The sequence below is a fragment of the Vibrio sp. V38_P2S17PM301 genome (assembly GCF_009904845.1).
Lineage (GTDB): Bacteria > Pseudomonadota > Gammaproteobacteria > Enterobacterales > Vibrionaceae > Vibrio > Vibrio proteolyticus.
Window position 1 is genome coordinate 56,720 of the sequence record NZ_WXWO01000049.1, and the last position, 26,073, is coordinate 82,792.

The window sequence follows — 26,073 nt, forward strand, 5'->3', positions numbered from 1 at the left end:
AATACCCACGCCGTGCATCGGCTGCCAATACACCCGAATAAAAGAGAACCCACGGATGAGCCAAGCTATCTGTCACTTGATTGCCCAGGAGCTGAATGTACGCCCTGAGCAGGTCAACGCCGCTGTCACTCTGATTGATGACGGTAACACCGTCCCCTTTATTGCCCGCTACCGCAAAGAAGTCACCGGCGGACTGGACGATACCCAACTGCGGACGCTGGACAGCCGCCTGTCCTATCTGCGTGAGCTGGACGAACGTCGTCAAACCATCCTCAAATCGATTGAGGAACAGGGAAAACTGACAGCGGAGCTGGAACAAGACATCCGTCAGGCCGACAGCAAAACGCGACTGGAAGACCTGTACCTGCCGTACAAACCGAAGCGCCGTACCAAGGGGCAAATCGCCATCGAAGCCGGCCTGGAGCCGCTGGCGGACACGTTGTGGCACACACCGCAGACTGACCCTGACAGTGAAGCGGCCAAGTATCTGGCGGATGACAAAGGCATCACAGACATCAAAGCTGCGCTGGATGGTGCACGTGCGATCATCATGGAGCGCATCGCTGAAGACGCCAACCTGTTGGAGAAGATCCGCGCCCATCTGACCCGACACGCCGAATTGGTGGCCCGGGTTGTCGCAGGCAAAGAGCGCGAAGGCGAAAAATTCAAAGACTACTTCGAACACAACGAACCGATCAGCAAAGTGCCGTCTCACCGCGCGCTGGCGATGTTACGTGGCCGCAACGAAGGCTTTCTGACCCTGGCACTGAATGCCGATCCGGCTCAGGAAGAAGGTGTGCGTCAGTCCTATTGTGAAACCTTGATTGCCGATCACTACGGCATCACGCTGAGCAATGCGGCGGCTGACGCGTGGCGTAAGCAGGTCATCAGTTGGGCATGGCGCATCAAAGTGTCGATGCACATGGAAACAGAGTTGATGGGCGCCATGAAAGAACGCGCGGAAATTGAGGCCATCGACGTGTTCGCCACCAACCTGAAAGATCTGCTGATGGCAGCACCCGCGGGTCCACGCGCGACGCTCGGCCTCGATCCGGGCCTGCGTACCGGCTCGAAAATCGCCGTGGTGGATGCCACCGGGAAAGTGCTGACCACCGAAACCATTTACCCACACCCTCCACAGAATCAGTACGACCGCGCCGTGCAGGTCGTGGACCAGTTGGTACGCAAATTTAATGTGGATCTGATTGCGATCGGCAACGGCACGGCGTCGCGCGAAACCGATGCCTTTGTGGCTGACGTGATCCAACGTGGCAACCTCAAAGTACAGAAAATCATGGTCAGTGAGGCTGGAGCATCGGTGTACTCGGCCTCCGAACTGGCGGCAAAAGAGTTCCCGGCCATGGACGTGTCACTGCGGGGCGCGGTGTCAATCGCCCGCCGCCTGCAGGATCCCCTGGCGGAACTGGTGAAAATCGATCCGAAATCCATCGGTGTCGGTCAGTACCAGCACGACGTCAGTCAGACATTGCTTGCCAAGCGCCTTGATGCGGTGGTGGAAGACTGTGTCAACGCCGTCGGAGTGGACGTCAATACAGCATCAGCGGCACTGCTGACCCGCGTCGCCGGCCTGTCGAACACGTTGGCTGACAACATCGTTGCCTACCGCGACGAAAACGGCCGTTTTGAGTCCCGCACCACGCTGAAAAAAGTCGCACGTCTGGGGCCAAAAGCGTTTGAACAGTGTGCCGGTTTCCTGCGCATCATGGACGGAAAGAACCCGCTTGATGCCTCGTCAGTGCACCCGGAAGCCTACCCGGTGGTCAAAGCCATCGCTGAGAAAAACCACAAGCAGGTACAGAGCCTGATCGGCGACTCCGACTTCCTGCGCGGCTTGCATGCGGTCGATTACACCGACGACCACTTCGGTGTGCCGACCGTGACCGACATTATCCGTGAGCTGGACAAACCGGGGCGTGACCCGCGTCCGGAGTTTAAGACAGCAACGTTTGCCGATGGCGTCAATACCGTCGCCGATCTGGAGCCTGGCATGATTCTCGAAGGCGTGGTCTCCAACGTGGCCAATTTCGGCGCGTTTGTCGACATTGGCGTTCATCAGGACGGACTGGTGCACGTCTCCGCGCTGTCGGATCGATTCGTATCCGACCCACGAGACGTGGTCAAGGCCGGGGACATTGTCAAAGTCAAAGTGATGGAAGTGGACGTGCAGCGCAAACGCATCGGTTTGTCCATGCGCCTCAGTGATGAACCAGGACAGGATAACCGCAGTCAGCGCTCCGGTGCTGCGCGCCCGCGCAGCCAGGAAAACAACCGCGGACAACGCCGCCGGGATGAGCCGCAAAACAACGCCATGGGCGGTGCATTTGCCGCCGCTTTCGCTAAAGCGAAAAAATAATCCCGGCCGAAAAAAATACCCACGCATGCGTGGGTATTTTTTTGTTCGCGATAAACATCGAAACACTGATGTCTACAGCACCGCTATAATCTCAGATGGCGTGTTAGGGGCCACAGCATGGCCATAGTGGTATTTAATAACCACACGCCTGCGTGCCATCTGTCCTTCGGTTATCACCGCATCGATGATGGTTTTGGGCAGGCGAAAACGCATCGCATACCCTTTGCCCTGATGCTGACTGTAAGTTTCCAGCGCCAACAGGCTAAACAGCCATTCTAGCGCGCTGCGCGGCGGGTCACGTTCGTCCGCGTCCACCTCTTGCTCCGGTTCCAGTTCGTAGCCAGGATGCTCCGACGGATCCCAGGAAGTGCTTCTGTGACGTTTCTCGTCCGCGTTGATCTTACGTTCCGCATTTGACTTCGCCGGCGCCATGGTCGGCACCACAGGTTCGCGAACTTTATTGTCACGAGCTGCCTGCTCTGTCTGGACATTCACCGATGGGGCGATAAGTGGCACACTCACGTTCGTCGGTGACACGATCATAGCCGAAACCTCCTCAGTATCGCCCACCCGAAATGCATGCTAAGGCATATCTCCCGGGTTAGACTTGGTATCGGCCGGATTGCTCAAATATTTAACAATTATTTGTGACTGAATTGGACAATTTGCTGACAGAAGCTGTCCAGTTCGGTCATAAACGGCGCATGCGACGACTGAGTAAAGACAAAACAGTCGCTGCCGGGCACCAGATTGTCCAGATCACTGGCGACCTTAACCGGGACCAACCCATCCAGACGGCCATACAACCTCAGCATCGGGGCACTGATGTGCGGCAGATGCTGGCGTAAATCGACCTCCGCCAGCATCGTCAGGCCGGCCAGCAAGGAGTCCGGATTCGGGGCCGGGCGGGACAACACCGCCTCTTTCAACTGGCGAACGTCCTGCCGGGCCGACGGACTGCCCATCGCCTGCAACGCCATGAAACGTTCGATGGTGGTTTGAAAATCCTCCATCAACTGATCGGTAAACGCAGTCAGTACCGAGGGCTGAATACCGCGCCATGGTCGCTCTGCGGCAAATTTTGGCGAACTGGCGACCGTCACCAGCTTGCGCACCCGCTGAGGATGATGCAGCGCCATGTGCGTCGCCACCAGCCCGCCCAGCGACCAGCCGACCCAAATGGCGCGTTCTGGTGCCCGCTCAAGCAGCAAGGTGGTCATCTCATCTAACGTGGCCGCATGCAAATGGGCACTGTGACCGTAACCCGGCAAATCAACCACATGCACCCGAAAGTGATGACTGAGAACCTCCACGGTCTGATGCCACACGGCCCCGTTCATTCCCCAGCCGTGCACCAGCACCAAATCGTCGCCCTGTCCCTGACTCTGCCAAAACAATTCTGCAGCCATGCTCGCACCCTCTCCGACTAAAACCATGCATTGTGTTCGGTGGTCAGTGCATCATGGTCTGCACTGACCGCTTTCTGGCAAACGCTTATGTTATCCCACTGGTGGCAAAACGCCATGCTCTGTTTGGGCGGCGCGCAATGCGACTTGTGCCGTCTGTCCGCCGATAATCGGCTGTGGTGTCGTCACTGTCAGCGGTATTTTGCTCCCCGTCCGCGCTGCCAGCGCTGCGGCCTGCCGACCCCGATACCCGTCGAGCAATGCGGTCAGTGTCTTGCCAGCCCGCCTTTGTGGAACCGACTCTACTGCATCGGCGATTATCAGCCCCCCTTGTCGGAATACGTGCACCGCTTTAAATACCGCCGTCAGTTCTGGCTAAGCCCGCCACTGGCGCAGTTGGTCACGCCTCAGATCGAGACCCCGGCACCGCTCCTGACCTCGGTGCCACTGCACTGGCGCCGCCACGCATGGCGCGGATTTAATCAGAGTGAATTGCTCGCCGTTCAACTGATCCGTCAATGGCCACACAGTCGTTATCAGCCGCTGTTTCAGCGCTGTCGGGCCACCGTACAGCAACAGGGACTGAGCAAAGCCGAACGCAGCCGCAACCTCCGCCGGGCGTTTGTTTTGTCGCGTGCGCCGAGCGTACGTCACGTAGCTCTGGTGGACGATGTGGTAACCACCGGCAGTACCGTGCAGCAATTGTGCAAATTACTGCTTGATGCCGGCGCGGAAACTGTTGATATTTACTGTCTGTGCCGCACTCCTGAGCCCGGTGACTAGTTCAGACAACGCTAATTTATGCGCAAAGGGCTAGATCTCAGAATTCACAGGAGTAGAATGGTGGTTAAATAGCCTACAAATTTACTCAGGTATTCGTCGTGTCAAATACTATTACTATTACAGAATCTGCCCAGTCCCATTTTGCCAACCTGCTGAGCCAGCAACCGGACGGCACTAACATTCGCGTGTTTGTGGTCAACCCGGGAACTCAGAATGCAGAATGTGGTGTGTCTTACTGCCCGCCAGAAGCGGTGGAAGCGACCGATACAGAGCTGGCGTTCAGCGGCTTCTCGGCTTACGTCGACGAGCTCAGCCTGCCATTTCTGGAAGATGCCGAAATCGATTTTGTCACCGACAAAATGGGTTCTCAGCTGACCCTCAAGGCGCCGAACGCCAAGATGCGTAAAGTGTCTGATGACGCGCCGCTGACAGAACGTGTTGAGTACGCCATCCAGACACAGGTGAACCCACAACTGGCCAGCCACGGCGGTCACGTGAATCTGATTGAAATCACCGAAGACGGTGTCGCGATCGTTTCGTTCGGCGGCGGTTGTAACGGCTGCTCTATGGTGGACGTCACACTCAAAGAAGGCATCGAGAAAGAGCTGCTGCAACAGTTCGAAGGCGAACTGACCGCAGTGCGCGATGCGACCGAACATGATCGCGGTGAGCATTCTTACTACTGATCGCACGCGATTGTGAGCAAAAGGTTGGCCGTCATACGCCAACCTTTTCTTTATCTGAGAGAAACTCGTCTTTGGTCACAATCTGCTCTTTTCAAGCACACGGCTTTTCTCATATATTAAGAACACTTTTCCCTGCAAAGGAGCGAGCGTAATGACAGGAAAGAAAACGCCGGACATTCTGGCGAAACAAGCCGTCGCTCAGTCCCGCTTATTTACCATAGAATCCCTTGACCTGCGCTTTAGTAATGGAGTGGAACGCACCTATGAACGCATGAAGCCCAGCGGCCGAAATGCCGTCATGATGGTTCCACTGACCGAACAGGGCGATTTGCTGCTGGTGCGCGAATACGCCGCCGGCACTGAGCGGTACGAACTGGGGTTTCCCAAAGGTCTGATTGATCCGGGCGAAACCCCACAGCAAGCGGCTGACCGTGAGCTCAAAGAGGAGATCGGATTCGGTTGCCGCAGCCTGATGCCCCTCAAAGAGGTGGTCCTGGCGCCGTCGTACTTTTCCAGTCGCATGACGCTGTTTGTTGCACGCGATCTCTATCCTGAGCGTCTGGAAGGGGACGAGCCCGAACCGCTGGAAATTGTGCGCTGGCCTCTGGCGCAGGCCGAAGAGTTGCTTACCCACCTCGATTTTTGTGAAGCACGCAGCATCACTGCGCTACTACTTGCCCTGCGTCATCTAAAATAATAACAGCAGGGTTATAGGAACCGATATGCCGATAACGAAAGACTTGTCCCATCTGCTGCCCAGCGTGATCGAAATCGCCCGTTCTGCGGGTCAGCTGATCTTGGATATTTATCAGAAAAAACAGTATGAAGCGTACACCAAAAGCGATGAAACGCCGGTCACCAGTGCTGACATTGCGGCGCATAAGCTGATCACTGAACGTCTCAGCGAACTGACGCCGGACATTCCGGTGCTGTCTGAAGAAGCGGCCAACATCAGTCTGGCCCAGCGGGCAGACTGGGATCGCTACTGGCTGGTCGACCCGCTCGACGGCACTCAAGAATTCATCGCCCGCAGTGGCGACTTTGCCACCATCATTGCACTGGTCGAAAACCACCGTCCGGTGATGGGTGTGGTGTACGGCCCGGTCTCTGGTGTTACGTACTACGCCTATCACGGCAAAGGCGCCTGGAAGATCCCGGACATGAGCGAAAGCGTGCGCATCACGACCCACAAACACGAAAGCCTGAACCAGTCTATCGCCATTGCCATCAGCCGCCGCCAGGACATCAATCGCATCACCAGCCGCATGAGCAGCCGCTGGAACTACGATCTGGTGCCGCTCGGCTCGGCTGCCCTCAAAGCGTGTCTGGTCGCGGAAGGAGCCGTGGACTGCTATTTGCGCCTTGGCCCGACGGGCGAATGGGACACCGCTGCCACCCAGTGCATCGTCGAAGAAGCCGGAGGGCGCATTCTCAGCACGGTTCTCGAACCATTGTCTTACAACGAACGCGAAACACTGGAAAACCCCAACTTTATTGTGTTGGGCGATGAGCAGTTGCCGTGGGATGACATCCTCAAAGTGAAAGACTGAACGTAAAAAGGGCGACCTGAGTCGCCCTTTTTTATTGTCTTTTTGCTGCTCGCTGGGCAGGTTATAGTCGGCCACCCTGACTGAACTGATAGCGTCCCTGAGCATCCGGCTTCGGCAGGTTGCGTAACTGACTTTGCAGTGAACCCGGAAACTCTGCGCCGGGTTTAAACCACGCCTGACTGGTGTAACTTTGATTGGCTTGCAGCTCGGCAGAAAACTCGCTGCTGACCTGAGCGCTGCTCTGCTGACCGGCCACGCTAAGCGAACTGTTTTCACAGCGGATCGTTGCCACCACCGGCCCCAGATCGAGATCACCAAGCGGCGTCTGAGCCCCCGCCTGTCCCCAGGCCAGCTCACCCTCACCGCGGGCACAATACGGTGCTTGGTATCGCCAGTCATCAATCGTCAAGACCAGTTGACCAGACACGCCAATTGGCAACGGCACTTGTGCATAGCGCAATGCATTCTCAGCCGCCATCGAGGTCACCAGGTCACGTGCGTACGCACCACCAAAGCCATACCCCAGCACGCCTTTACCGTTGATCCCTAAATCACTGCCACGGCCAAAACGCACCGTCGCTTCCAAGCGAGCCATCAGCAGTTTCCAGCCGCTCAGCGACCAGCGGACTTCACCGAGCGATTGACGCTGCCAACTGACGGACTGCGCTTTGCCCTGCCACACCGTGCCAGATATGCCTTCGATTTGCAGTGGCGCGGGCAGCGTCACTTGTCTGAGTACAAATGCGGCCGGCACATGGGCCACAAGACTGATCACGCTGACCAGAACAAACCCACCGGTCAGTAACCAGATTTTTTTCGTCATCCTATCCTCGCTTAAACTGCAAGCGTTTAATCTCTACCACACCAGCCTTGTCGGCGCGTTCAATATCGAGAAACTCAACTTCGACCCCAAAGTCGCTTTTGAGGTGAGACACCCAGTTCAGGAACTGGTCAAACGCCACAGGCTGAATCCACACCTGGAGCATCTCACTACGCGGCTGCACCCGGATCAGCTCAATGTTATAGCGTCCGGCTGTGGAAGAGACAATCTGGTTGAGCGGCTGAGTGGAACTGGTAACCCCGCCACTGGCACGCAGCGTGGTGATCTGGTTGGCTTTTTCCCTCGTCCAGCTCAGCAACTGTTTTTCAGTCGAAATGCGGGCTTCTGCTTCCGCCGCACGCTGATGCAACGGCGACAAGATCCCCCAGTACAGCACAGCCAGCACCAGCAAAGCTCCGCCGATCATGACCAGACGCTGCTCGCGCGGCGTAATGCTTTGCCACCAGGCTTGTGCGGTGGCCAATAATTGTTTCATCTGTCACCTCACTTACGTTTGAGTACGAACGAGCCATTGACCACTTCACCAGATCGGGTCAGTTGCCCCTGCTCAACGCTGAAGTGCTTGGCCAGTTCGACACGCGCTTTTTCAAAACTCTGGAAATCTTTGCTCTGAGCCTGCAGGCGCACTTCGCCGCGGTTGCCATCGTAGCGAATGCTCTGCAACTGCATGTCACTGCTGTTGCGGAAGGTGTCCGTCATCTTGGTCATCACCACCAGAATCGAGTCTTCTGCATTACCGCCCGACAAACGGTTGGCCTCTTGCTCCATCAGGCGTTTGAGGTAACCCACGGTCGGAATCTTGCTCCTGCCCGGTAACGCTGCTCGGAAGATACGTTCGCTTTCAGCGCGGTACTGCTGCGCCTGCGCTTCATACTGCTGGATCTGCAAGACCGCGTACACCGACGACGTCACCAGCAGTAATCCTGCTGCGACAGCCGCCGGACGCCACAGACGCCAGTGTTTGAGCAGTGATGACTTGGGTTTAAATTCCCCACTGAGCAGATTCACTTTGCTGCTGATCGCATGTTCCGTCAGCAGTTGCATGATCAGCGCGGGCTGTTCACAACGCCAATCCGCACCCTCACTCAGATTCAGCTCCGGTAACGCGCTGTAGGATCGCAGTGCTAACGGCGCTTCGCCGTCATCATCACTCACCCATTCCGACGCGGCCAGAATAGGCAACCACTCGGATTCAATACTCAACGCGCGGTAAGGACCTTTGCGTAACAGCCACAGCTCACCCAGCTGCGCGGCGCTGATGCCTTCAGGGTACTCTGGCAATGCCAGCACATCCGGCAACACTTTTTTCACGTCAATCTGATGCTCACGCAGCTCATCAAGCAGGGTACGCAGCCAGTTACGATCCAGGCCACACACGTATGCATGTGAGCCTTGACGGGCCAGCTGGGTAAAGTGCAGTTCATCCGCATCCTGAGCCAGATCGTCTTCGAGTAAATAAGGCAGCATGGTGTCCAGTTGGCGCGATGCACCGGCTGGGATCTCGACGTCTGTCAGCACAACATCGCGCGCCGACACCAACACGATCACTGTGCGCTGCGCGGCGTAGCCGGTCAGGTCAGATAACTGCGTCCAGTCGGCCAGCTCACCGCTGGCGATGACTTCATTTTGATTGGTTGACCACACCAACCAAGGGATTGGTGTGTCTTTTTGACTACTCAGTCGAACGGTCAGAAACTCGCTCACTGATCCCTCCAAAGCGACGGCGTATTACCGTTGCAGTTTCTCTGTTTTCACTATACAGCAGGCTACGTATTCTGACCCGGGACTCCTCGACCAACACTTCGGCGTCAAGCTCAAAGTAGGCACTGTCCACCGCCAGATACTGCCTGGCCTGCTTACGTACATTCTCATCCACGGATGCAATCGCGGGCTCAGCGAGGAAATCCTCAACACTGGCCCAGCCATCGTAAGGGCGTCTCTCCAGAATGGCTTTCGCATCTGAATCACTCAGATACGGGCTGAACATTGCCATCAGCAGCTTACTCTGTTCCGGTTCTAAGGTGTTGATGTTTAAGCGCCAGTCGTCGGCCGGCAACGCACAAACATATGGAGCCAGTTTGGTCATGGCCTCGCCACTCATCTGGTTGACGGCGCGTAATTCGCTCTCATCCGCCAGTAAAGTATTGGCGGCCATGTACGGCGGCGCCAGTCCTTCATAGAAAGCGTCTTCCACACCACTTTGGCTGTTGATGCCATCATTCTTATCGACAAACTCCCACGTCGAGTCCGCCATAACTTCCGCCTGATAGTCATCCACCTCCAGTTCGGTGAGCAGATTTTTCAGTACCGACACCAGATACGGACGCCCTGTATCGGCTGGATTGAACTCCACCGATGCCAGAGCGTTGACATTAAAACACGCCTGCCGATCAAGGATGCGTCCTTTCAGCCGGCCATAATCGAGCGGGTAGGTTTGCTCTTCGAGTGCCCATGGCTGCGACAGGTTGATGGTGTCACTGTCTTGGTAACTCTGTTCAATCCCCGCTTTGGCCAGCGACTCAGCACCGATGGCATACCAGTAAGCCTGTTGATAATTCAGCTGATTGCCCGCGCGCTTAAACTGGGTAAACAGGCGTCCGGACATCGTCGCCGCGATCGACACCATGATCGCCAGCAGCATCAGAATCACAATCAGAGCGACGCCGTGTTGGCGCTGAGCAGGTCTAGCTAGTGCCATCGTTGCCCCCTTCCGGTTTCGTGCCACCACTGCGCTGGATTTTGCCACTCGCAATCAGGTACACCCGTTCAATTTTGCCGTAATCTTTCAGCTCAAGAACCACTTTGATCCCGGCAGGCAGCGAATCGGTCTGCTCCCAGGATTCGCCCCATTTGTTGCCATCATAAAAGCTCAGGGTGAACGATTCGACGTCCGTCAGTATCGGGCGCGACAGTCCTTCCTGACCGGCCGGCGTATCAGGGTAACGCCACCACACCCGCTCAAGCGTCTGCTCTTTGATACGGTAGCCAACTTTGGTCACCTCACCACGCGGAAACTGTTGCTGAGGGTTAATCCAACCCAGACGGGTAAACATCACCCCTTTGCTGTCCGAGTCCAGCAGGTAATCGCGCCAGTCAATTAGGCGCTCACCCGCTTCACTGCCGTCAGTGCGAAACAACCGGGTCGCCATTTGACGAAAATCGGCGTCCATCACCACCAGGGCGCGCTGAATGTCGCTCAGACGGCCACTGCGCTGCAGGGAAATCTCGTTGCTGCGCTGTACCTGGCTGACCACCTGATAAGCCGCCACACTCAGGCTGGCAAAGATGGCAATCGCAACCAGCACTTCAATCAGAGTAAAACCGCGTTGGTGGCGGCCACGCAACGGATTAGTTTTCGACATAGCTGCGTACCGTCACCAAAGGCGCCCCCTGCTTTTCGGTCGCCACACTGATATCAAAAGCTTTCAGCAAGGTATCGGCGGTTTTCACCGGTGCTACCTTATAAAACCACTTACGACCAGCTAATTCTTCTTCGCCGCTGCGCTCACGCAGCGATTTTGGATCCAGCATCACCAGCGCCACCTGATTGTCGACCACCATCGCGGCGAAGGTTTTTTCTTCCAGATAGCTGATGGTGTTGATGTGTTGCGTCACGGCGCGAATCACCGCTATCGCGGCGGTGGCGAAAATGGCCAGTGCGACCAACACTTCCAGCAAGGTCATGCCCCGGTTACTTCTCATCTTGCTCTCCCGGAGCCAACAGGCGGATTTCCCCGTTTTCCTGAATATCCACACTCCAGCCATCGCTGGCCGCGTCGCGATCACCCGGATAGAAGGTGACCCGCACTGGCGTCAGCTCTCCGCTGGACAGAATGAAAATCTGCGGCGGACGCGGCTTGTCTTTCTCTTCGACGTCCGCAAACATGTCCTCATCGAACAGCGATCCCGGTTTGAATAACCGGTCATCATCACGCCAGCTGTCGGCGCCGAGAGTCATTTGCAATGCCACGCCTTCCGGCAGCTGGGTATCGGCTTTGATGCCATCCATTTTGAGCGCTTGCCAGCCTTCGTCGTTGAGGCTCATTAACTGATAGCGCGAGCGCTTTTCATCAATTCTCAGACCAAAATCCTTTCCGGACAGCATCGCTTCTTCATTAAGAAGCTGTACCCGCTGGAAAAGACTCTGTGCGTCGTCCTTGGCCGCTTCATCACGGCTGGGTGGTAATGTGGCGATCACTGCCACGGCACTGACGGCCATCAGCACCAGCACCAGCAACACTTCCAATAAGGTAAAACCACGTGAACGAGACATAGAGATCAATCGGGCGGCACAGGCCGCCCGCTCAGTTATTTACTGATAGTCCTGCAGATTCCAGTTACCGATGTCGGCATTAATACCTTCACCGCCTTCCTGACCATCTGCCCCCAGCGTAAACACATCAATGGTGCCTTTTTCACCCGGGCTGAGGTACTGGTAGTCGTTCCCCCAAGGGTCGGTCGGCAGACGCTTGATGTAACCGCCATCGCGGTAGTTGCGCGGCTCTGGGTTACTCGGCTTGCTCACCAAAGCTTGCAGGCCCTGATCGGTGCTTGGGTACACACTGTTGTCCAGTTTGTACATATCCAGCGCATTTTCCAGCGCCACGATATCGGTGATCGCTTTTTGCTGATCCGCTTTCTCTTTGTTGCCCAGCAAGTTCGGAACAACAAAGCTCGCCAGCAAGCCCAAAATCACAACCACAACCATGACTTCTAACAGGGTAAAACCAGACTGTCTTTTCAGTTTTCTTTTCATAATTACTCCACAACAAAAACGACACCCCGGCCCGGTGTGAGTCATCAGCGGGCCAGGCTGCATCCTATTTACTTAACAGGTTGTTCATTTCCAGAATCGGCATCAGCGTTGCCAGAACGATAAACAGCACCATGCCTGCCATCGCGGCAATCAGCGCAGGAGTAAACAGACCCAGCGCAATGTTCACCGTCGATTCAAAGTTGGCATCCTGGTTGTCCGCCGCGCGGGTCAGCATGCCTTCCAGTTCACCACTTTGCTCACCGCTGGCAATCATATGCAGCATCATCGGCGGGAACAGTTTGGTCTGCTCCAGTGCACGGCGCAAACTGGCCCCTTCGCGGACATTGTCGGTGGCCAACAAGACCTGTTGTTTGACGTACTGATTCGACATGACGTCCACCGCAACCCGCATCCCTTCCAGGATCGGAATCGCACTGGAGGTACAGATAGACAGCGTGCGGGCGAAACGTGAGGTGTTCAGCCCGCGGGCAATTTTGCCGATCAGCGGCATATGAATCACTTTCCGGTCCCAACTGAGGCGGATATCCGGCTTACTCAGCAGCCAACGGCACAGATAGGTCAGAACAATGATCGCCACTAGGATTTCAATTCCCCAGTTCTGTATAAACGCACTGGCATCGAGCAGAAACTGCGTCGACTTGGGCAGATCCTGTCCCATCTGGACAAACTGGCCGACAATTTTCGGCACCACGGCCGCCAGCAGGAAGGCCACGATACCAATGGCAAACACCACTAATACCACAGGGTAGATCATCGCCTGCTGCAGTTTAGAACGCATTTTTTGCCGGTTCTCAGCGTAATCGGCTAAACGCTCGAGGACCGCATCCAGATGGCCGGATTTTTCACCCGCCGCCACCATTGAGCGGAACAGTTCGTCAAAAATATGCGGGTACTCCGCCAGACTGTCCGCCAACGTATAGCCTTCCGTAACTTTAGAGCGAACCGACAGCAGCATGTTGCGAATGCGTGGTTTCTCTGACTGTTCAGAGACGGCTTTGAGGCACTGCTCCAGCGGCATGCCGGATTGGACCAAGGTTGAAAGTTGACGGGTGATCAGCGCCAGATCCGGCGTACTGATGCCGCGTTTGAACGTCATCGCTCCGCCGCCTTTGCTGGCGTTGCTTTTGCTGCGCGTTTCGTTCACTTCCACCGGGATCAGCCCCTGTTCTTTCAGTCGAACACGAACCTGACGAGCGTTGTCGCCTTCAATCACCCCTTTCTTGCTTTTGCCTTTTGCGTCCAGCGCTTTATATTCAAACGCCGCCATCAGCCTTCCCTCGTCACCCGCATCACTTCTTCAACCGAGGTGATGCCCGCACGCGCTTTACTCAGCCCGTCATCGCGGATGCTTGGCGTATGCTGACGGATGGCTTTTTCGACGGTTTGCTCACCGGCTTCGCTGTGGATCAGCTCTTGTACGTGCTCATTGATCACCAACAGCTCGTGAATGCCCGTCCGGCCGCGATAGCCTTTGAAGTTACACGCTTCACAGCCACACGGTTTGTACAGCGTCAACGGCTGAGACTCAGACAGTTCAAACAGCGCTTTGGTCTGGGCGTCGGCTTCATACGCCTCTTTGCAGTCCGGACATAACGTCCGCACCAGACGCTGTGCCAGTACGCCGAGCAGCGACGAAGAGACCAGAAACGGCTCAATGCCCATGTCGCGCAGACGTGTGATGGCACCGATCGCGGTATTGGTGTGCAGGGTCGACATCACTAAGTGACCGGTCAGTGACGCCTGCACAGCAATTTGCGCCGTTTCCAGGTCACGAATCTCACCGACCATCACCACATCCGGATCCTGACGCAAAATCGCACGCAGTCCGCGGGCAAAGGTCATGTCGACTTTAGGGTTAACCTGAGTCTGCCCGATGCCGTCAATATCAAATTCAATCGGGTCTTCTACGGTAAGGATATTGCGTTCGTTACTGTTCAGCTCCTGCAAGCCGGCATACAGAGTGGTCGACTTACCCGAACCGGTCGGACCGGTGACCAGAATGATGCCGTGCGGACGCTGGATCAGATGACGGAAGGTATCGTGGTTACTGGCGGTCATACCCAGACTGTGCAGATCGAGGCGCGTGGCATTTTTGTCCAGCAGACGCATCACCACCCGCTCACCGTGCGAGGACGGCATGGTCGACACCCGCACATCCACCGCCCGGCCACCGATACGCAGTGAAATCCGGCCATCTTGCGGGACACGCTTCTCGGCGATGTCGAGCTTCGCCATGACTTTCACCCGCGACACCAGCAGCGGAGCCAGTTTGCGGCTCGGCGCCAACACGTCACGCAGTACACCATCGACCCGGAAACGGATCGACAGGCTTTTCTCAAACGTTTCGATGTGAATGTCCGACGCGCCCTCTTTGATCGCTTCGCCGAGCATGGCGTTGATCAGCTTGATGATCGGTGCATCGTCTTCCGACTCCAGCAAATCTTCGTCCTGCGGCAGCTCTTCAGCCAGAGAGAAGAAATCTTCACTGTCTGCACCAATGTCTTCCATCAACTGGCGGGCTTCCGATGAATCGCGCTGATACACCTGAGTCAACGTGGATTCAAACGCCTCGCGCTCCAGCTCTTCAAGCTGAAAATCGCACTGCGCCACCCGTTTCACTTCCACCAGTGCCTTCATCGACAGCGGCGCGACATAATACAGCGTGGTTTGCTCGTTCACTTGCGCCAACACCATTTTGAAGCGGTTGGCGAAACTGAACGGCAGGCGCTTATACACTGCCGTGGTGACCAGAACTTCACTCATTGTCCGTCTTCCATCTGATCCAGGAATGCTTGAATTTCAGGTGGGTGCTGAGCGTCTTCACCAAACTTAGGCATCACCGGGATCTGCTTGTCTGGCATCAGTTTCAGGCCTTTGGTGGACTGATACAATTGCTCTGCCCGAATGAAGTTGTATTTGCGCTGGCTGATGCCGTCGGCGGTCATGCCATCGCGGATGATGGTCGGCTTAATAAACACCATCAAATTGCGTTTTTGTACGTCGGTACTGGTTGATTTGAACAGATACCCCAGCAGAGGAATATCCCCCAGCAGCGGGACTTTAGACTCGCTCTCCACCGTACGTTCGTCCATCAGGCCACCCAGCACGATCATCTGACCATCGTTCACCATGACTGAGGTATTGATCTGACGTTTGGCAAATCGCACGTCGACCGCCCCATTGGCGCCCAGTACGTTAGACACTTCCTGTTCAATGTTCAGTTGTACCGAGTTGCCTTCGTTAATCTGTGGGACCACTTTCAGTTTGATACCGACTTCTTTACGGTCCACGGTCTGGAACGGGTTGTCGTTGTTTGACCCCGCGGTGGAACCGGTAATGACCGGTACTTCTTCACCCACGATGAACGAGGCTTCACCGTTGTCCTGCACCATGATACTTGGTGAGGAGAGAATATTGGAATTGGTGTCGGTCGAGACTGCGGTGATCAGTGCCGTCCAGTCACCCATCATGATGCTTACCGCCGCCCCATTGACCCCAGCCAGCGCACTGGCCAGCGTCGAGTAGTCGCCTTTGGTGGTGGTCGTTTCGTAGTATTTGATGGCACCGGTGTCGCTGTCTCGGATCGGTTTTTTCTCGACCGTGTCTTTGGCTTCTTCCAGACCCACCATTACCTGGCCGATCTGTGCACCCGAGTTACCATACTGAATGGCGGCGCCACTTTCCAGTGAGCCCCATTGCACCCCGAGATTGACACCGTCGCCTTCCGACATCTCAACGATCAGCGCTTCAATCAGCACCTGAGCTCGGCGGATATCCAGCTGAGCGATGACATTTTGCAGCGCTTGCATGATATCCGGCGGCGCGGTCAGCACCAGTGCATTGGTGCCCGGATGCGCCGCAATCATGACGTCATTTTTCGACGCCGCTGGCGCTTTCTGGTTACCCTGTTTTTCTGCCTGCAGGTTGTCTGAGACCCCTTTCAGCACATCCACCAATTCTTCCGCTTTGGCGTATTTGAGGTACACGACCTTGTTGTTGCCTTTGGTTGCCATCTCGACGTCCAACTGGCGAATCAGTTTTTTCAGTCGTGAGCGGACTTTCGGGTCACCGGAGATCAGCACGGCGTTGGTACGATCGTCGGCCACCAGTTTAGGTTGTAGAAATTCGGGAGTGTTCTTAGCATCAGTGGTTTTATTCAGAGCTTCCACAACTCGCACCATTTCCGGCGCCGACGCGTTACTCAGTTCCACCACTTCGATGTCTTTGTCACCTGCCTGGTCGACACGCTTGATGATTTCGGCCAGACGGTTCACCACCGCCGCGCGACCTGTGATCAGAATGATGTTGGCTGGATCGTAGTGCACTACGTTACCCGCACCGGCATTGTCGTTCAGCTGGCGTAGCAGTGGCGACAGTTCACGCACGGAAACGTTGCGCACGGCCACCACTCGGGTCACCACGGTATCACCGTGTTCGCTGCCGTTGCTGACCACTGGAATGGCCGACGTTTTGGCGTCTTTGGATTTGATGACTTTCAGGATGCCGTTGTCCATTTCAACTACGGCGTAGCCGTACACTTCGAGGACGTTGAGAAAGAAAGCGTAATACTGATCTTCGTTGAGCGTATCGTAACTGCGGACATCCACTTTCCCCCGCACCGACGGGTCGACGATGATGGTTTTGTTGAGGTTACGCCCGACAATGTTAATGAACTCCTGAACGTCGGTGCCTTTAAAACTGGCACTGTACTCATTTGCCATTGCCGGCGGCACCGCCGCCAGCAGGCTTCCGGCCAGCAGCCATGCGCTCTTTTTCAGCCAATGCTTCACTTTTTACTCCTCGACTCACGCCACTCCGGCATCAGTATTAAAACTCAATATAGATATCGTGTTGTTGACCATCGCGCTCGACAGTAAGGCTCAGTTCGGTCAACTCAGAGATGTTTTGAAATATTTTGCCCATTGAATCTTTATCGGTCAGGTCTTCACCATTGAGCCGGATCGCAATGTCACCATTTTGCAGGCCCACGGAATTGAACAGTTCCGGATCTTGGCCAGGGCTCACCCGATAGCCAATCACCTGATCGTCTTTTTTCACCTGAGACAAGCGAACGTAATCAAATATTTTTTGTGGATTCTCGGTGATTTCGTTGCGGATCATCTCAATTTTGTCTTCGGCACTGGCCGGGTTGTTGCCTTGCACATTTGACACGATGGCCCGTCTCGGTTCACTCACTTCCAGCTTTTTATAATCGATCCCTTCCAGCATCAGAGTTTCATCCCGGCCAGCATTATCAATAATGACACGATCATTAAGCACTGCTTTCAGCTTAGCTCGTGTTCCTTCAATCCGTTCGCTGATTCCGTACGTCGCCTGCTGACCCCGGTTGGCAATCACCGCCAGACCCAGGTTACGTTCGCTGCTGGCCACCACGCCGACCAGGATCAGATTGAGCTGCGTTTTCGGCGCATCCTGCACAACCGGTTTGGGTTTGGTGTCCGTATTGGCCTGATACTGGCCAAACAGATGACTTTGATGGACATTGGAAAGATCCAGTTCCTTGGAATAAGACGGGGTGTTGCCGGAAGCCGATGGTTTCCAGGTCACCACAGAGGAGGAATCGGCAGGCAACATCCAGACGATCTTACCCACCAGCCAGGCCGACCAGATCAGCATGATCACGGCCAGACCAGCACTGGCATAGCGCTGAAGCTCTTTGTTATTCTTCCCTATATTGTGCAGCCAGACATGCATCTTGCTCAATTCAATCTGCTTCACCAAACTCCCTCGCGCAGAGTCAACGACGTTATAATTTTAGCGTATCTTTATGTTTCTACGCATTTATATGAACCTAACACTATAACACAGCGTTAAAAATACAATCTAAGAATAATCCTGATTTCAAGTCAGGAAACTTGAAAAACTTAGATGTCGACACCATTGTTACCAAAATTAATTGACTATGTACCGATTAGCTTAGAGAGGTTTTGTCTGTATGAGTTCCAATTCTGAGGGCATCAGGCTCGATAAATGGTTGTGGGCGGCCCGATTTTATAAAACACGTTCACTGGCACGCAACATGATTGACGGCGGCAAAGTGCACTACAACGGACAACGCAGCAAACCCAGCAAACTGGTCGAAGTCGGCGCCGAAATCACGCTGCGCCAGGGGCATGAAGAGAAAACCATCCTGATCGAGAAAATATCCGGCCAAAGGCGTGGTGCTCCGGAAGCACAAACTTTATACTCCGAGACCGCCGCAAGTATCGCCAAGCGTGAAGACAACGCTCTGCGACGCAAGCTGCATGCGCACAACCCCAGCCCGGAAAAACGTCCGGATAAGAAGCAGCGTCGCGACATCATTAAATTCAAACATCAATAAGAGCTGGACAGTTCTTACGAGGAAATAGCTACATGGCAAACAATGTATTAAACCGCTACCTATTTGAAGACCTTTCTGTGCGTGGCGAGTTGGTGCAACTGGATGAAGCGTATCAACACATTATTTCCAGCAAGGAGTATCCGGCGGCCCTTCAAAAACTGCTGGGTGAGCTGTTGGTGTCGACCACACTGCTGACCGCCACACTGAAGTTCGAGGGGTCTATCACGATGCAGTTGCAAGGAAACGGTCCGGTCTCTCTGGCGGTGATCAATGGCGATCACAATCAGAAGATCCGTGGTGTGGCACGCTGGGAAGGCGACATTGCCGATGATGCCAGCCTGCACGATCTGATGGGCAAAGGTCACCTGGTGATCACCATCGAGCCGAAACAAGGCGAACGCTATCAGGGCGTGGTGGGTCTGGAAGGCGAGACACTGGCCGACGTGATCGAAGGTTACTTCGCCAATTCGGAACAGCTGAAAACCCGTCTGTGGATCCGCACGGGTGAACACAACGGTCAACGCCATGCGGCCGGTATGCTGATCCAAATCATGCCTGACGGCACAGGTTCTGCGGACGATTTTGAGCATCTGGAGCAACTGACCGATACCGTCAAAGACGAGGAGCTGTTCAGCCTCGAAGCCAGCGAACTGCTGTACCGCCTCTACAACCAGGAAAAAGTACGCCTGTTCGATCCACAGCCCGTTGTGTTCCATTGCGGCTGTTCACGTGAGCGCAGCGGCGCTGCAATCATAACGGTCGATCAAGCCGAAGTGTATGACATTCTCGCCGAAGAAGGCGCCATCGCCTTACATTGTGATTATTGTGGCACCACCTATTCGTTCGACAAAGACCAGGTCGACGAGCTTTTTGCTCAGGCGCAGGGCGGCAGCAACACCCTGCATTAATTCGCCTGAATTAACAAGCACATAAACTCCGTGTCAGGCCAGCGTTCAGCTGGCCTTTTTTTGTGATCAAACCCTTATATTTTAATGGGTTAAGATCACAGTACGGCGTACTTAATTTTTTGGGATTAATAATCCTTTTGATCTAGCGCAAACCTTTGCGCGCGCGATAAAATAGTAGGACCAATATGTGACGGGTTACTTAAAACCACACTGGATTCATGGACAATGTTTGAGCTACCTCCCTGTTTTCTCCCAGACCCGTTGCTAGCATGGTGAGCAGATAAAAATTAAAAAATACTGACAAAATCCCTACAAAATATCCCTACAAGGAGCACCTATGACCGTTATGGAACATACTAAGGCTGCACAATTAGATCTTACCCAATACGGAATAACCGACGTAACTGAGGTGGTGCGCAACCCGAGTTACGAATTGTTATTCGAAGAAGAAACTCGCTCAGATCTGGAGGGCTACGAGAAAGGCGTGGTGACGGAACTGGGCGCAGTGGCCGTTGATACCGGCATCTTCACTGGCCGCTCACCAAAAGACAAATTCATTGTTAAAGACGCCACCACCGAAGAAAATATGTGGTGGACGTCTGAACAGGCGAAAAACGACAACAAACCGATCAATCAGGCCGTGTGGAACGATCTGAAAGCACTGGTTGGCAAGCAATTGTCCGGTAAGCGTCTGTTTGTGGTTGATGGCTACTGCGGTGCCAATGCCGATACCCGTTTGTGTGTCCGCTTCATCACCGAAGTGGCCTGGCAGGCTCATTTCGTCAAGAACATGTTTATCCGTCCTTCTGACGAAGAACTGGCGACATTCACCCCGGACTTCGTGGTGATGAACGGTGCGAAATGCACCAACGATAAGTGGCAGGAACAGGGCCTCAACTCGGAAAATTTCACCGTATTTAACCTGACCGAAAAAATGCAGCTGATCGGCGGTACCTGGTACGGCGGCGAGATGAAAAAAGGCATGTTCGCGATGATGAACTACTTCCTGCCATTGCAGGGCATCGCGTCTATGCACTGCAGTGCCAACATGGGTAAAGAGGGTGACGTCGCGGTCTTCTTCGGCCTGTCCGGTACCGGTAAAACCACACTGTCGACCGATCCAAAACGCGCGCTGATCGGCGACGATGAGCACGGCTGGGACGACGACGGCGTGTTCAACTTCGAAGGTGGCTGCTACGCGAAAACCATCAAGCTGTCGAAAGAAGCAGAACCAGACATCTACAACGCGATTCGCCGCGATGCGTTGCTGGAAAACGTCACTGTCCGCGCTGATGGCTCCATCGATTTCGATGATGGTTCAAAAACCGAGAACACCCGTGTTTCTTACCCGATTTACCACATCGACAACATCGTTAAACCGGTCTCCAAAGGCGGTCACGCCAACAAAGTGATCTTCCTGTCCGCGGATGCGTTCGGCGTGTTGCCTCCGGTGTCTAAACTGACTCCGGAGCAAACCAAGTACCACTTCCTGTCTGGCTTTACGGCTAAACTGGCCGGGACTGAGCGTGGCATTACTGAGCCAACGCCAACCTTCTCAGCCTGTTTCGGTGCGGCGTTCCTGACGCTACACCCAACCAAGTACGCAGAAGTGCTGGTGAAACGTATGGAAGCCGCGGGCGCGGAAGCTTACCTGGTTAACACTGGCTGGAACGGCACGGGCAAACGTATCTCGATTAAAGATACCCGTGGCATCATCGATGCGATCCTCGATGGCTCCATTGAACAAGCGGAAACCAAGCACATTCCTATCTTCAATCTGGAAGTCCCAACGGCTCTGCCAGGCGTGGATCCTGCCATCCTCGACCCACGTGATACCTACACCGACCCACTGCAATGGGAAAGCAAAGCAAAAGATTTGGCTTCTCGCTTTATCAACAACTTTGACAAGTACACCGACAACGCCGAAGGCAAAGCGCTGGTGGCGGCTGGTCCTCAACTGGACTAAAACTGATAACTCAGTAACAAGCCCCTCTTTTGAGGGGCTTTTTTTATTGATGCCGTCGGCAATATACGCCAATCTATGCCAACAGGACATATCGATACGGGTGGGATGAGATGAGAAAAGTACTCGCGCTGCTGGTGGCCGTGATTGGGTTAGGCCTGGTCGTCATTCTTGTGCTTTTCGCTCTGCTGCATACCACATACCTTACCCCGCTGACCAATCAGGCCCTCGCTCACTCCCGATTTTCCGGATTGAGTGCCGAGTCGGTCGAATACCAATACCCATTGCATCTGACGCTGAACAACGCCACCTACCGCCAGGGCGAGCAAACCTGGTATCTGCCCCAACTGGCTTTCAGTGTCAGTCCCCGGCTGGTTAAAGCCGGTAAGTTGGCACTCGACACGCTGTTGATCGACGGTCTGAATATCCGGCAACCACAATCGTTGTCCGCGATATTGCAAACACTCGACATCGGCCAGTTAGCGTTGCAACACCTGGATTTGGCCAGCGGTGCCTTGTCGGCCCGTGACGTGGACGTACAAATTGCGCATCCCGAGTGGCACACTGGCTGGCTGCCCTACGGCAACATCCAGCTCAGCGCCGCACAGCTGTATTACCAAGGAGAAGCCCTCAACCAACTGCTGATCGACGCCGATTACCGAGCGCAAAACAGCACGGTCTATGGCGCATCCTTTCGCTGGCGTAACGCCAACGTTTCCGGTCAGGCAGAGCAGTACTCACACGGCTGGTCGCTGGTTAATGTCACCGTATCCGGTCTGGATATCAACGATGCCGACACGCTCGACCATGCCCTGGCGGTTCTGGCTCCGCTCCATCAGCACATCAGCCACATCAACAGTCTTGACCTGCTGAGCAGCAGCTTCACACTGGCGGGGGCGCAGTTCAACAATCTCGATGCCTCACTGGAGAACCTCGATCTGACCCGTTCATGGTGGCAGCAAAGCAAAGGGTACCTGTCCTTTGACGCGGAGAGTATCGACTACCTGGGTCAGCAACTGATAAGCGCGACAGCGAAGCTGCATTTCGACGACGATCGCCTCACAGTCGATGACTTTGATGCTGATTTTAAACAGGGCCGGGTTCAATTGTCCGGCACGATACGCCCGCACAGCGCCACGCTGCAATCGCTGCAGATCAGTGGCATCAAGTGGCTGGAAGACACCCCGGCCTTGGCGGCACTGGCCGAAAAAATCCGTGCTTTACAGCAGCTCAGCATTGCGCAGTTGGATATCAATCGCAGCCAGATTATTCAGCTGGATCAGAAACCTTACTGGCAACTCTCCGGCCTCAACGTCGACGGACAACAGCTGGAACTGATCCGCAACGGCCAGCCCGGACTGTGGAACGGGGAACTGGAGATCAGCGCTAACAGCCTCAGTTACGGGCCGTTGATTGCATCGCAAGGTGTCGTTAATACCCGCAGCCAGAAGGGGGATTGGCAACTCGAACGCTTGTTTATTCCGTTAGAGCAAGGCTACATCGAAGGCAGCGGTCGCTGGCAACTGAACGAAGATGGCGCACCATGGCAACTAACCCTCAGCGGCGATGGCCTGCCTCTGGCTTCCTGGTTGACTTGGTTTGACGTGCCGTTAACAGGTTCAGGGTTGAGCGAGTTCAATCTGGATGCTCAAGGCTTATCCGCCAGCCGTGCGCTGCTGACACACTCGCTCAGCGGTCAGCTCAGCGCGTCGGTGCGCGAGGGTCATCTCGCACTGACCGGACAACCGGTGCGCCCTCCGTATGCGCAAGACTTTACGTTAGAACAGTTAACCGTGAGCGCCGATCGCGGCCGACTGACGCTGCGCAGTGAAGCCCTAAGCGGTCCCAAAATGACCGGTTCCATCCGTGGTGAGATTGACCTGGTCAATCCAAGTCAGGGGCATCTGTGGCTGCGCATGCATTCGCCTTGTCAGCGGCTTGATGCCGATCTCGTCGCCGACGATTATCAGGCTGGCAATCCCTGCCAACCTATGCAGCCAGCGATCAATACCCCGCCAGAGACCTCACTCGGTACCGATTAGGCGCTGATAATTGGGGATCAGCATGTAGGTGCCGACAAACTCGACCGCCGCGATATCGCCGCTGAAGATGGTCACATTGATCACAATGCGGGCTTTGCGGCCCGAGGCCAGACGATCCAAATCACCACTGATACCGTCCAGCGACGTGCTGGCGATCGGACATTCTTCGACCGGGTGACGATATCGGATGCGGCTGTCGGCCAGCACAATGTCGCCGCTCAGATTACGCTCTTTCATCAACAGCCAGGTCATTCCCCAGCCCGTGAGGGTCGCCAGGGTGAACGCCGAACCGGCAAACATGGTGTTGTGAGGATTGAGGTTGGGGTTGAGCTGTGCGCCACACTCAAACGAATAGCCATTATACTGGTTGATTTTGATGCCCATTTTGTCACTGATGGGGATCTGCTCTTCCCAGCGTTTTTGCAGATCCGCGCACCATTCCGGGTTGCGTAGCACATTGGCCATCGGATCGAGCGGCTTCACCATTTGCTGGTGACGCACCGGGCCGAGCTGATCGCTCAGCTCTCCGCGCGTTTCAAAACCATTTTTCTGATAAAACAGAATCGCGTCTTCCCGGGCGTTACACACCAAACGCTTGGCTCCGAGCTGAATCGCCAATGACTCCAGAGCCACCAGCACCAGCGAACCTAACCCTTTGCTGCGACGGTTATTCTTCACCGCCATATAGCGGATCTGGCCTTCGTTTTCCGTGGTAATGTACAGGCGTCCGATCGCCATTGGCCGTCCGCGACTGTCTACGATCATACGATGATGGCTCATTGCATCATACTCATCCCGCTCCGACCCGATCGGCATCCGCCACGGCTCACGCAGCATCTGCCAGCGAAAGTAATAGTACTTATTGAGCTGATTGTCGGTTTTGGGTGTGATGAGTTTAAACATACCTGTTATCCCTGTTTGGTGTGATTCGGTTCCCTGAACCCAACACATAAGAGCAGTCTGTGGTGGGGGTTAGACCCTGTGCACTACAAACGGTTTCCCTGCGACGACGTCGCGATATCAAACTTGAAGCCAGAACGTGACCGGGCCGTCATTCACCAGTGAGACTTTCATATCTGCGGCAAAACGGCCACGCTCCGTCGGTAATTGCTGCGAACAGTGATCGGCAAAATAATCGTACAGACGCTCGGCGTCTGCCGGATGCGCGCCACGAGAAAAACCAGCGCGGGTGCCTTTTTTGGTGTCAGCGGGCAACGTAAACTGCGATACCACCAGCACTTTCCCCTCGACCTGCTGCACGTTGAGGTTCATCTTCCCTTCTGAATCTTCAAAGACCCGGTAAGTCGTCACGCGCTCCACCAACCGCTTGGCTTTGGCTTCGTCGTCATCTTTTTCGACCCCAAGCAGCACCAACAGGCCTTTGTCTATCTCACCGACGACCTCACCGTCGACCCGTACCGCAGCTTCACTCACTCTTTGAATCAGAGCTATCACTCTCGTATCCTTCATCCGCTAATTTCGATTCTGCGATGGAGTGTACCATGTCTTTGTCGTCGCTCCAGTGCTCTCGCTCACCCAGTGCTGCGGTCACTTCCGCGCCGAGTAGCACGATCATCCAGCTCAGATAAACCCAGACAAACAGGATAGGAATCGCGGCCAAGGCGCCGTAGATCAACTGATACGACGGGAACTGTGTGATGTAAAACGCGAACCCTTTTTTGCTCAGCTCAAACAGCAGCGCTGCCACCAAAGCGCCGACCGCGCCGTGACTGAAATGCACTTTTTTGTTCGGCACCAACATGTACAGACCCATAAAGGCAAAGAACGACAGAATTAGTGGCAGCCAGCGCAACAGCAGGTTAAAGGCTCCACTCAGGGTCTCACTCTCCAGCAGTCTGAGTGACGTTACGTATGAGGTAGCCGCAATACTGGCGCCAACCAGGATCGGGCCCAGCGTCAGCACCATCCAGTACATTGAAAATGAAAACACCAGACGACGCTTTTTACGTACCCGCCAGATGTAGTTAAGGCTCTTGTCGATGTTGGAAATCAGCATGATTGCGGCCACAAACAGAAAACCACCACCCACCGCACTCATCTTACCCGTATTCTGCACAAACTCATTCAGTGCCGTACGTACCGCATCACCGGCCGCCGGCACGAAGTGAGTGATCACGTAGTCCTGAATCACATCCCCGGCATTCGCAAACACCGAAAACGATGACAACACCGACAGCAGCACCGTCAGCATCGGCACCAGTGACAACAGCGTAATGTATGCCATATAGCCAGCGCTGACACTGATTCGGTCATGGCCGACCCGTGTCAGCAAGTAGCGCGCAAACGGTAGTGTCTGTGTCACAACTGATTCAACTTTCAACTTGTATCTCCCTGGTAACTGGTTCATGCTTAATATCCAACTGATTGTAATGGAAAGAA

General features: G+C 54.9%; 26 protein-coding genes. 9 read left to right on the top strand and 17 right to left on the bottom strand.

Annotated elements, in window-relative coordinates; translation table 11 throughout:
- Positions 1 to 55: 55 nt before the first annotated feature.
- Complete coding sequence (locus CAG64_RS10440; protein ID WP_161488269.1) at positions 56 to 2,374, top strand: Tex family protein; 2,319 nt, start codon at positions 56 to 58, stop codon at positions 2,372 to 2,374.
- 72 nt (positions 2,375 to 2,446) lie between these two features.
- Here CAG64_RS10440 and CAG64_RS10445 read toward each other — a convergent pair whose 3' ends face one another.
- A complete protein-coding gene (locus CAG64_RS10445; RefSeq protein ID WP_161488270.1) occupies positions 2,447 to 2,917 on the bottom strand; it encodes an ATP-dependent Lon protease in 471 nt (156 codons plus the stop codon).
- Positions 2,918 to 3,015: 98 nt separating this feature from the next.
- The gene (gene bioH, locus CAG64_RS10450; protein ID WP_161488271.1) at positions 3,016 to 3,783 is read right to left on the bottom strand and encodes a pimeloyl-ACP methyl ester esterase BioH; all 768 of its coding nucleotides are present in this window, start codon (positions 3,781 to 3,783) and stop codon (positions 3,016 to 3,018) included.
- An 87-nt stretch (positions 3,784 to 3,870) separates the two neighbouring features.
- Here bioH and CAG64_RS10455 point away from each other — a divergent pair, with 87 nt between their 5' ends.
- The 4 genes from CAG64_RS10455 to cysQ all read left to right on the top strand — a co-directional run bounded on the left by CAG64_RS10455 (position 3,871) and on the right by cysQ (position 6,799).
- Positions 3,871 to 4,563, top strand: a complete 693-nt coding sequence (locus CAG64_RS10455; protein WP_161488272.1) for a phosphoribosyltransferase family protein — start codon at positions 3,871 to 3,873, stop codon at positions 4,561 to 4,563.
- Between the two features lie 98 nt (positions 4,564 to 4,661).
- Positions 4,662 to 5,249, top strand: coding sequence for a Fe-S biogenesis protein NfuA (gene nfuA, locus CAG64_RS10460; RefSeq protein ID WP_161454109.1), 588 nt, complete (start codon positions 4,662 to 4,664; stop codon positions 5,247 to 5,249).
- 151 nt (positions 5,250 to 5,400) lie between these two features.
- A complete protein-coding gene (gene nudE, locus CAG64_RS10465; RefSeq protein ID WP_161454110.1) occupies positions 5,401 to 5,946 on the top strand; it encodes an ADP compounds hydrolase NudE in 546 nt (181 codons plus the stop codon).
- A gap of 25 nt (positions 5,947 to 5,971) precedes the next feature.
- Positions 5,972 to 6,799 carry a 3'(2'),5'-bisphosphate nucleotidase CysQ gene (cysQ, locus tag CAG64_RS10470; protein WP_021704656.1) on the top strand — a complete coding sequence of 276 codons (828 nt, stop codon included), beginning with the start codon at positions 5,972 to 5,974 and terminating at the stop codon, positions 6,797 to 6,799.
- A gap of 61 nt (positions 6,800 to 6,860) precedes the next feature.
- Here cysQ and CAG64_RS10475 read toward each other — a convergent pair whose 3' ends face one another.
- The 12 genes from CAG64_RS10475 to gspC form a co-directional block, all read right to left on the bottom strand.
- Complete coding sequence (locus CAG64_RS10475) at positions 6,861 to 7,622, bottom strand: type II secretion system protein N (protein WP_021704657.1); 762 nt, start codon at positions 7,620 to 7,622, stop codon at positions 6,861 to 6,863.
- 1 nt (position 7,623) lies between these two features.
- Positions 7,624 to 8,115: a type II secretion system protein M gene (locus tag CAG64_RS10480; protein WP_021704658.1), complete on the bottom strand. Its 492-nt coding sequence runs from the start codon at positions 8,113 to 8,115 to the stop codon at positions 7,624 to 7,626.
- An 8-nt stretch (positions 8,116 to 8,123) separates the two neighbouring features.
- On the bottom strand, positions 8,124 to 9,344 hold the full coding sequence (gspL, locus tag CAG64_RS10485; protein WP_021704659.1) for a type II secretion system protein GspL: 1,221 nt from the start codon (positions 9,342 to 9,344) through the stop codon (positions 8,124 to 8,126).
- Complete coding sequence (gene gspK, locus CAG64_RS10490) at positions 9,313 to 10,338, bottom strand: type II secretion system minor pseudopilin GspK (protein WP_161488273.1); 1,026 nt, start codon at positions 10,336 to 10,338, stop codon at positions 9,313 to 9,315. Before gspK ends, gspL begins: the two co-directional genes overlap by 32 nt.
- Positions 10,325 to 11,002, bottom strand: coding sequence for a type II secretion system minor pseudopilin GspJ (gspJ, locus tag CAG64_RS10495; protein WP_161488274.1), 678 nt, complete (start codon positions 11,000 to 11,002; stop codon positions 10,325 to 10,327). Before gspJ ends, gspK begins: the two co-directional genes overlap by 14 nt.
- Positions 10,989 to 11,342, bottom strand: a complete 354-nt coding sequence (gene gspI, locus CAG64_RS10500) for a type II secretion system minor pseudopilin GspI (protein WP_021704662.1) — start codon at positions 11,340 to 11,342, stop codon at positions 10,989 to 10,991. The genes gspJ and gspI overlap by 14 nt, the downstream gene beginning before the upstream one ends.
- Positions 11,332 to 11,913: a type II secretion system minor pseudopilin GspH gene (gene gspH, locus CAG64_RS10505; RefSeq protein ID WP_021704663.1), complete on the bottom strand. Its 582-nt coding sequence runs from the start codon at positions 11,911 to 11,913 to the stop codon at positions 11,332 to 11,334. The genes gspI and gspH overlap by 11 nt, the downstream gene beginning before the upstream one ends.
- Positions 11,914 to 11,952: 39 nt before the next feature.
- Positions 11,953 to 12,396 carry a type II secretion system major pseudopilin GspG gene (gene gspG / locus CAG64_RS10510; protein ID WP_040902347.1) on the bottom strand — a complete coding sequence of 148 codons (444 nt, stop codon included), beginning with the start codon at positions 12,394 to 12,396 and terminating at the stop codon, positions 11,953 to 11,955.
- A 64-nt stretch (positions 12,397 to 12,460) separates the two neighbouring features.
- Complete coding sequence (gene gspF / locus CAG64_RS10515) at positions 12,461 to 13,684, bottom strand: type II secretion system inner membrane protein GspF (RefSeq protein WP_021704665.1); 1,224 nt, start codon at positions 13,682 to 13,684, stop codon at positions 12,461 to 12,463.
- Positions 13,684 to 15,180, bottom strand: a complete 1,497-nt coding sequence (gene gspE, locus CAG64_RS10520; protein ID WP_021704666.1) for a type II secretion system ATPase GspE — start codon at positions 15,178 to 15,180, stop codon at positions 13,684 to 13,686. The genes gspF and gspE overlap by 1 nt, the downstream gene beginning before the upstream one ends.
- Entirely contained in the window at positions 15,177 to 17,207 is a 2,031-nt protein-coding gene (gspD, locus tag CAG64_RS10525; RefSeq protein ID WP_161488275.1) for a type II secretion system secretin GspD, read from the bottom strand. The genes gspE and gspD overlap by 4 nt, the downstream gene beginning before the upstream one ends.
- 37 nt (positions 17,208 to 17,244) lie before the next feature.
- Complete coding sequence (gspC, locus tag CAG64_RS10530; protein ID WP_081693130.1) at positions 17,245 to 18,132, bottom strand: type II secretion system protein GspC; 888 nt, start codon at positions 18,130 to 18,132, stop codon at positions 17,245 to 17,247.
- Positions 18,133 to 18,373: 241 nt separating this feature from the next.
- On the opposite strand from gspC, the gene hslR reads away from it, so the two are divergent.
- The 4 genes from hslR to CAG64_RS10550 all read left to right on the top strand — a co-directional run bounded on the left by hslR (position 18,374) and on the right by CAG64_RS10550 (position 23,673).
- A complete protein-coding gene (hslR, locus tag CAG64_RS10535; RefSeq protein ID WP_021704669.1) occupies positions 18,374 to 18,760 on the top strand; it encodes a ribosome-associated heat shock protein Hsp15 in 387 nt (128 codons plus the stop codon).
- Between the two features lie 32 nt (positions 18,761 to 18,792).
- Positions 18,793 to 19,668: an Hsp33 family molecular chaperone HslO gene (gene hslO / locus CAG64_RS10540; protein ID WP_161488276.1), complete on the top strand. Its 876-nt coding sequence runs from the start codon at positions 18,793 to 18,795 to the stop codon at positions 19,666 to 19,668.
- A 337-nt stretch (positions 19,669 to 20,005) separates the two neighbouring features.
- On the top strand, positions 20,006 to 21,634 hold the full coding sequence (gene pckA, locus CAG64_RS10545; protein ID WP_021704671.1) for a phosphoenolpyruvate carboxykinase (ATP): 1,629 nt from the start codon (positions 20,006 to 20,008) through the stop codon (positions 21,632 to 21,634).
- A gap of 110 nt (positions 21,635 to 21,744) precedes the next feature.
- Entirely contained in the window at positions 21,745 to 23,673 is a 1,929-nt protein-coding gene (locus CAG64_RS10550; protein WP_161488277.1) for an AsmA family protein, read from the top strand.
- Here CAG64_RS10550 and CAG64_RS10555 read toward each other — a convergent pair.
- From CAG64_RS10555 to CAG64_RS10565, 3 genes are all read right to left on the bottom strand, one after another.
- On the bottom strand, positions 23,656 to 24,576 hold the full coding sequence (locus CAG64_RS10555) for a bifunctional GNAT family N-acetyltransferase/hotdog fold thioesterase (protein ID WP_161453779.1): 921 nt from the start codon (positions 24,574 to 24,576) through the stop codon (positions 23,656 to 23,658). The two genes, CAG64_RS10550 and CAG64_RS10555, sit on opposite strands and share 18 nt — an antisense overlap.
- A 117-nt stretch (positions 24,577 to 24,693) precedes the next feature.
- Positions 24,694 to 25,128: a D-aminoacyl-tRNA deacylase gene (gene dtd, locus CAG64_RS10560; RefSeq protein ID WP_021704674.1), complete on the bottom strand. Its 435-nt coding sequence runs from the start codon at positions 25,126 to 25,128 to the stop codon at positions 24,694 to 24,696.
- Complete coding sequence (locus CAG64_RS10565; RefSeq protein ID WP_040902349.1) at positions 25,100 to 26,041, bottom strand: virulence factor BrkB family protein; 942 nt, start codon at positions 26,039 to 26,041, stop codon at positions 25,100 to 25,102. Before CAG64_RS10565 ends, dtd begins: the two co-directional genes overlap by 29 nt.
- Positions 26,042 to 26,073: the final 32 nt, after the last annotated feature.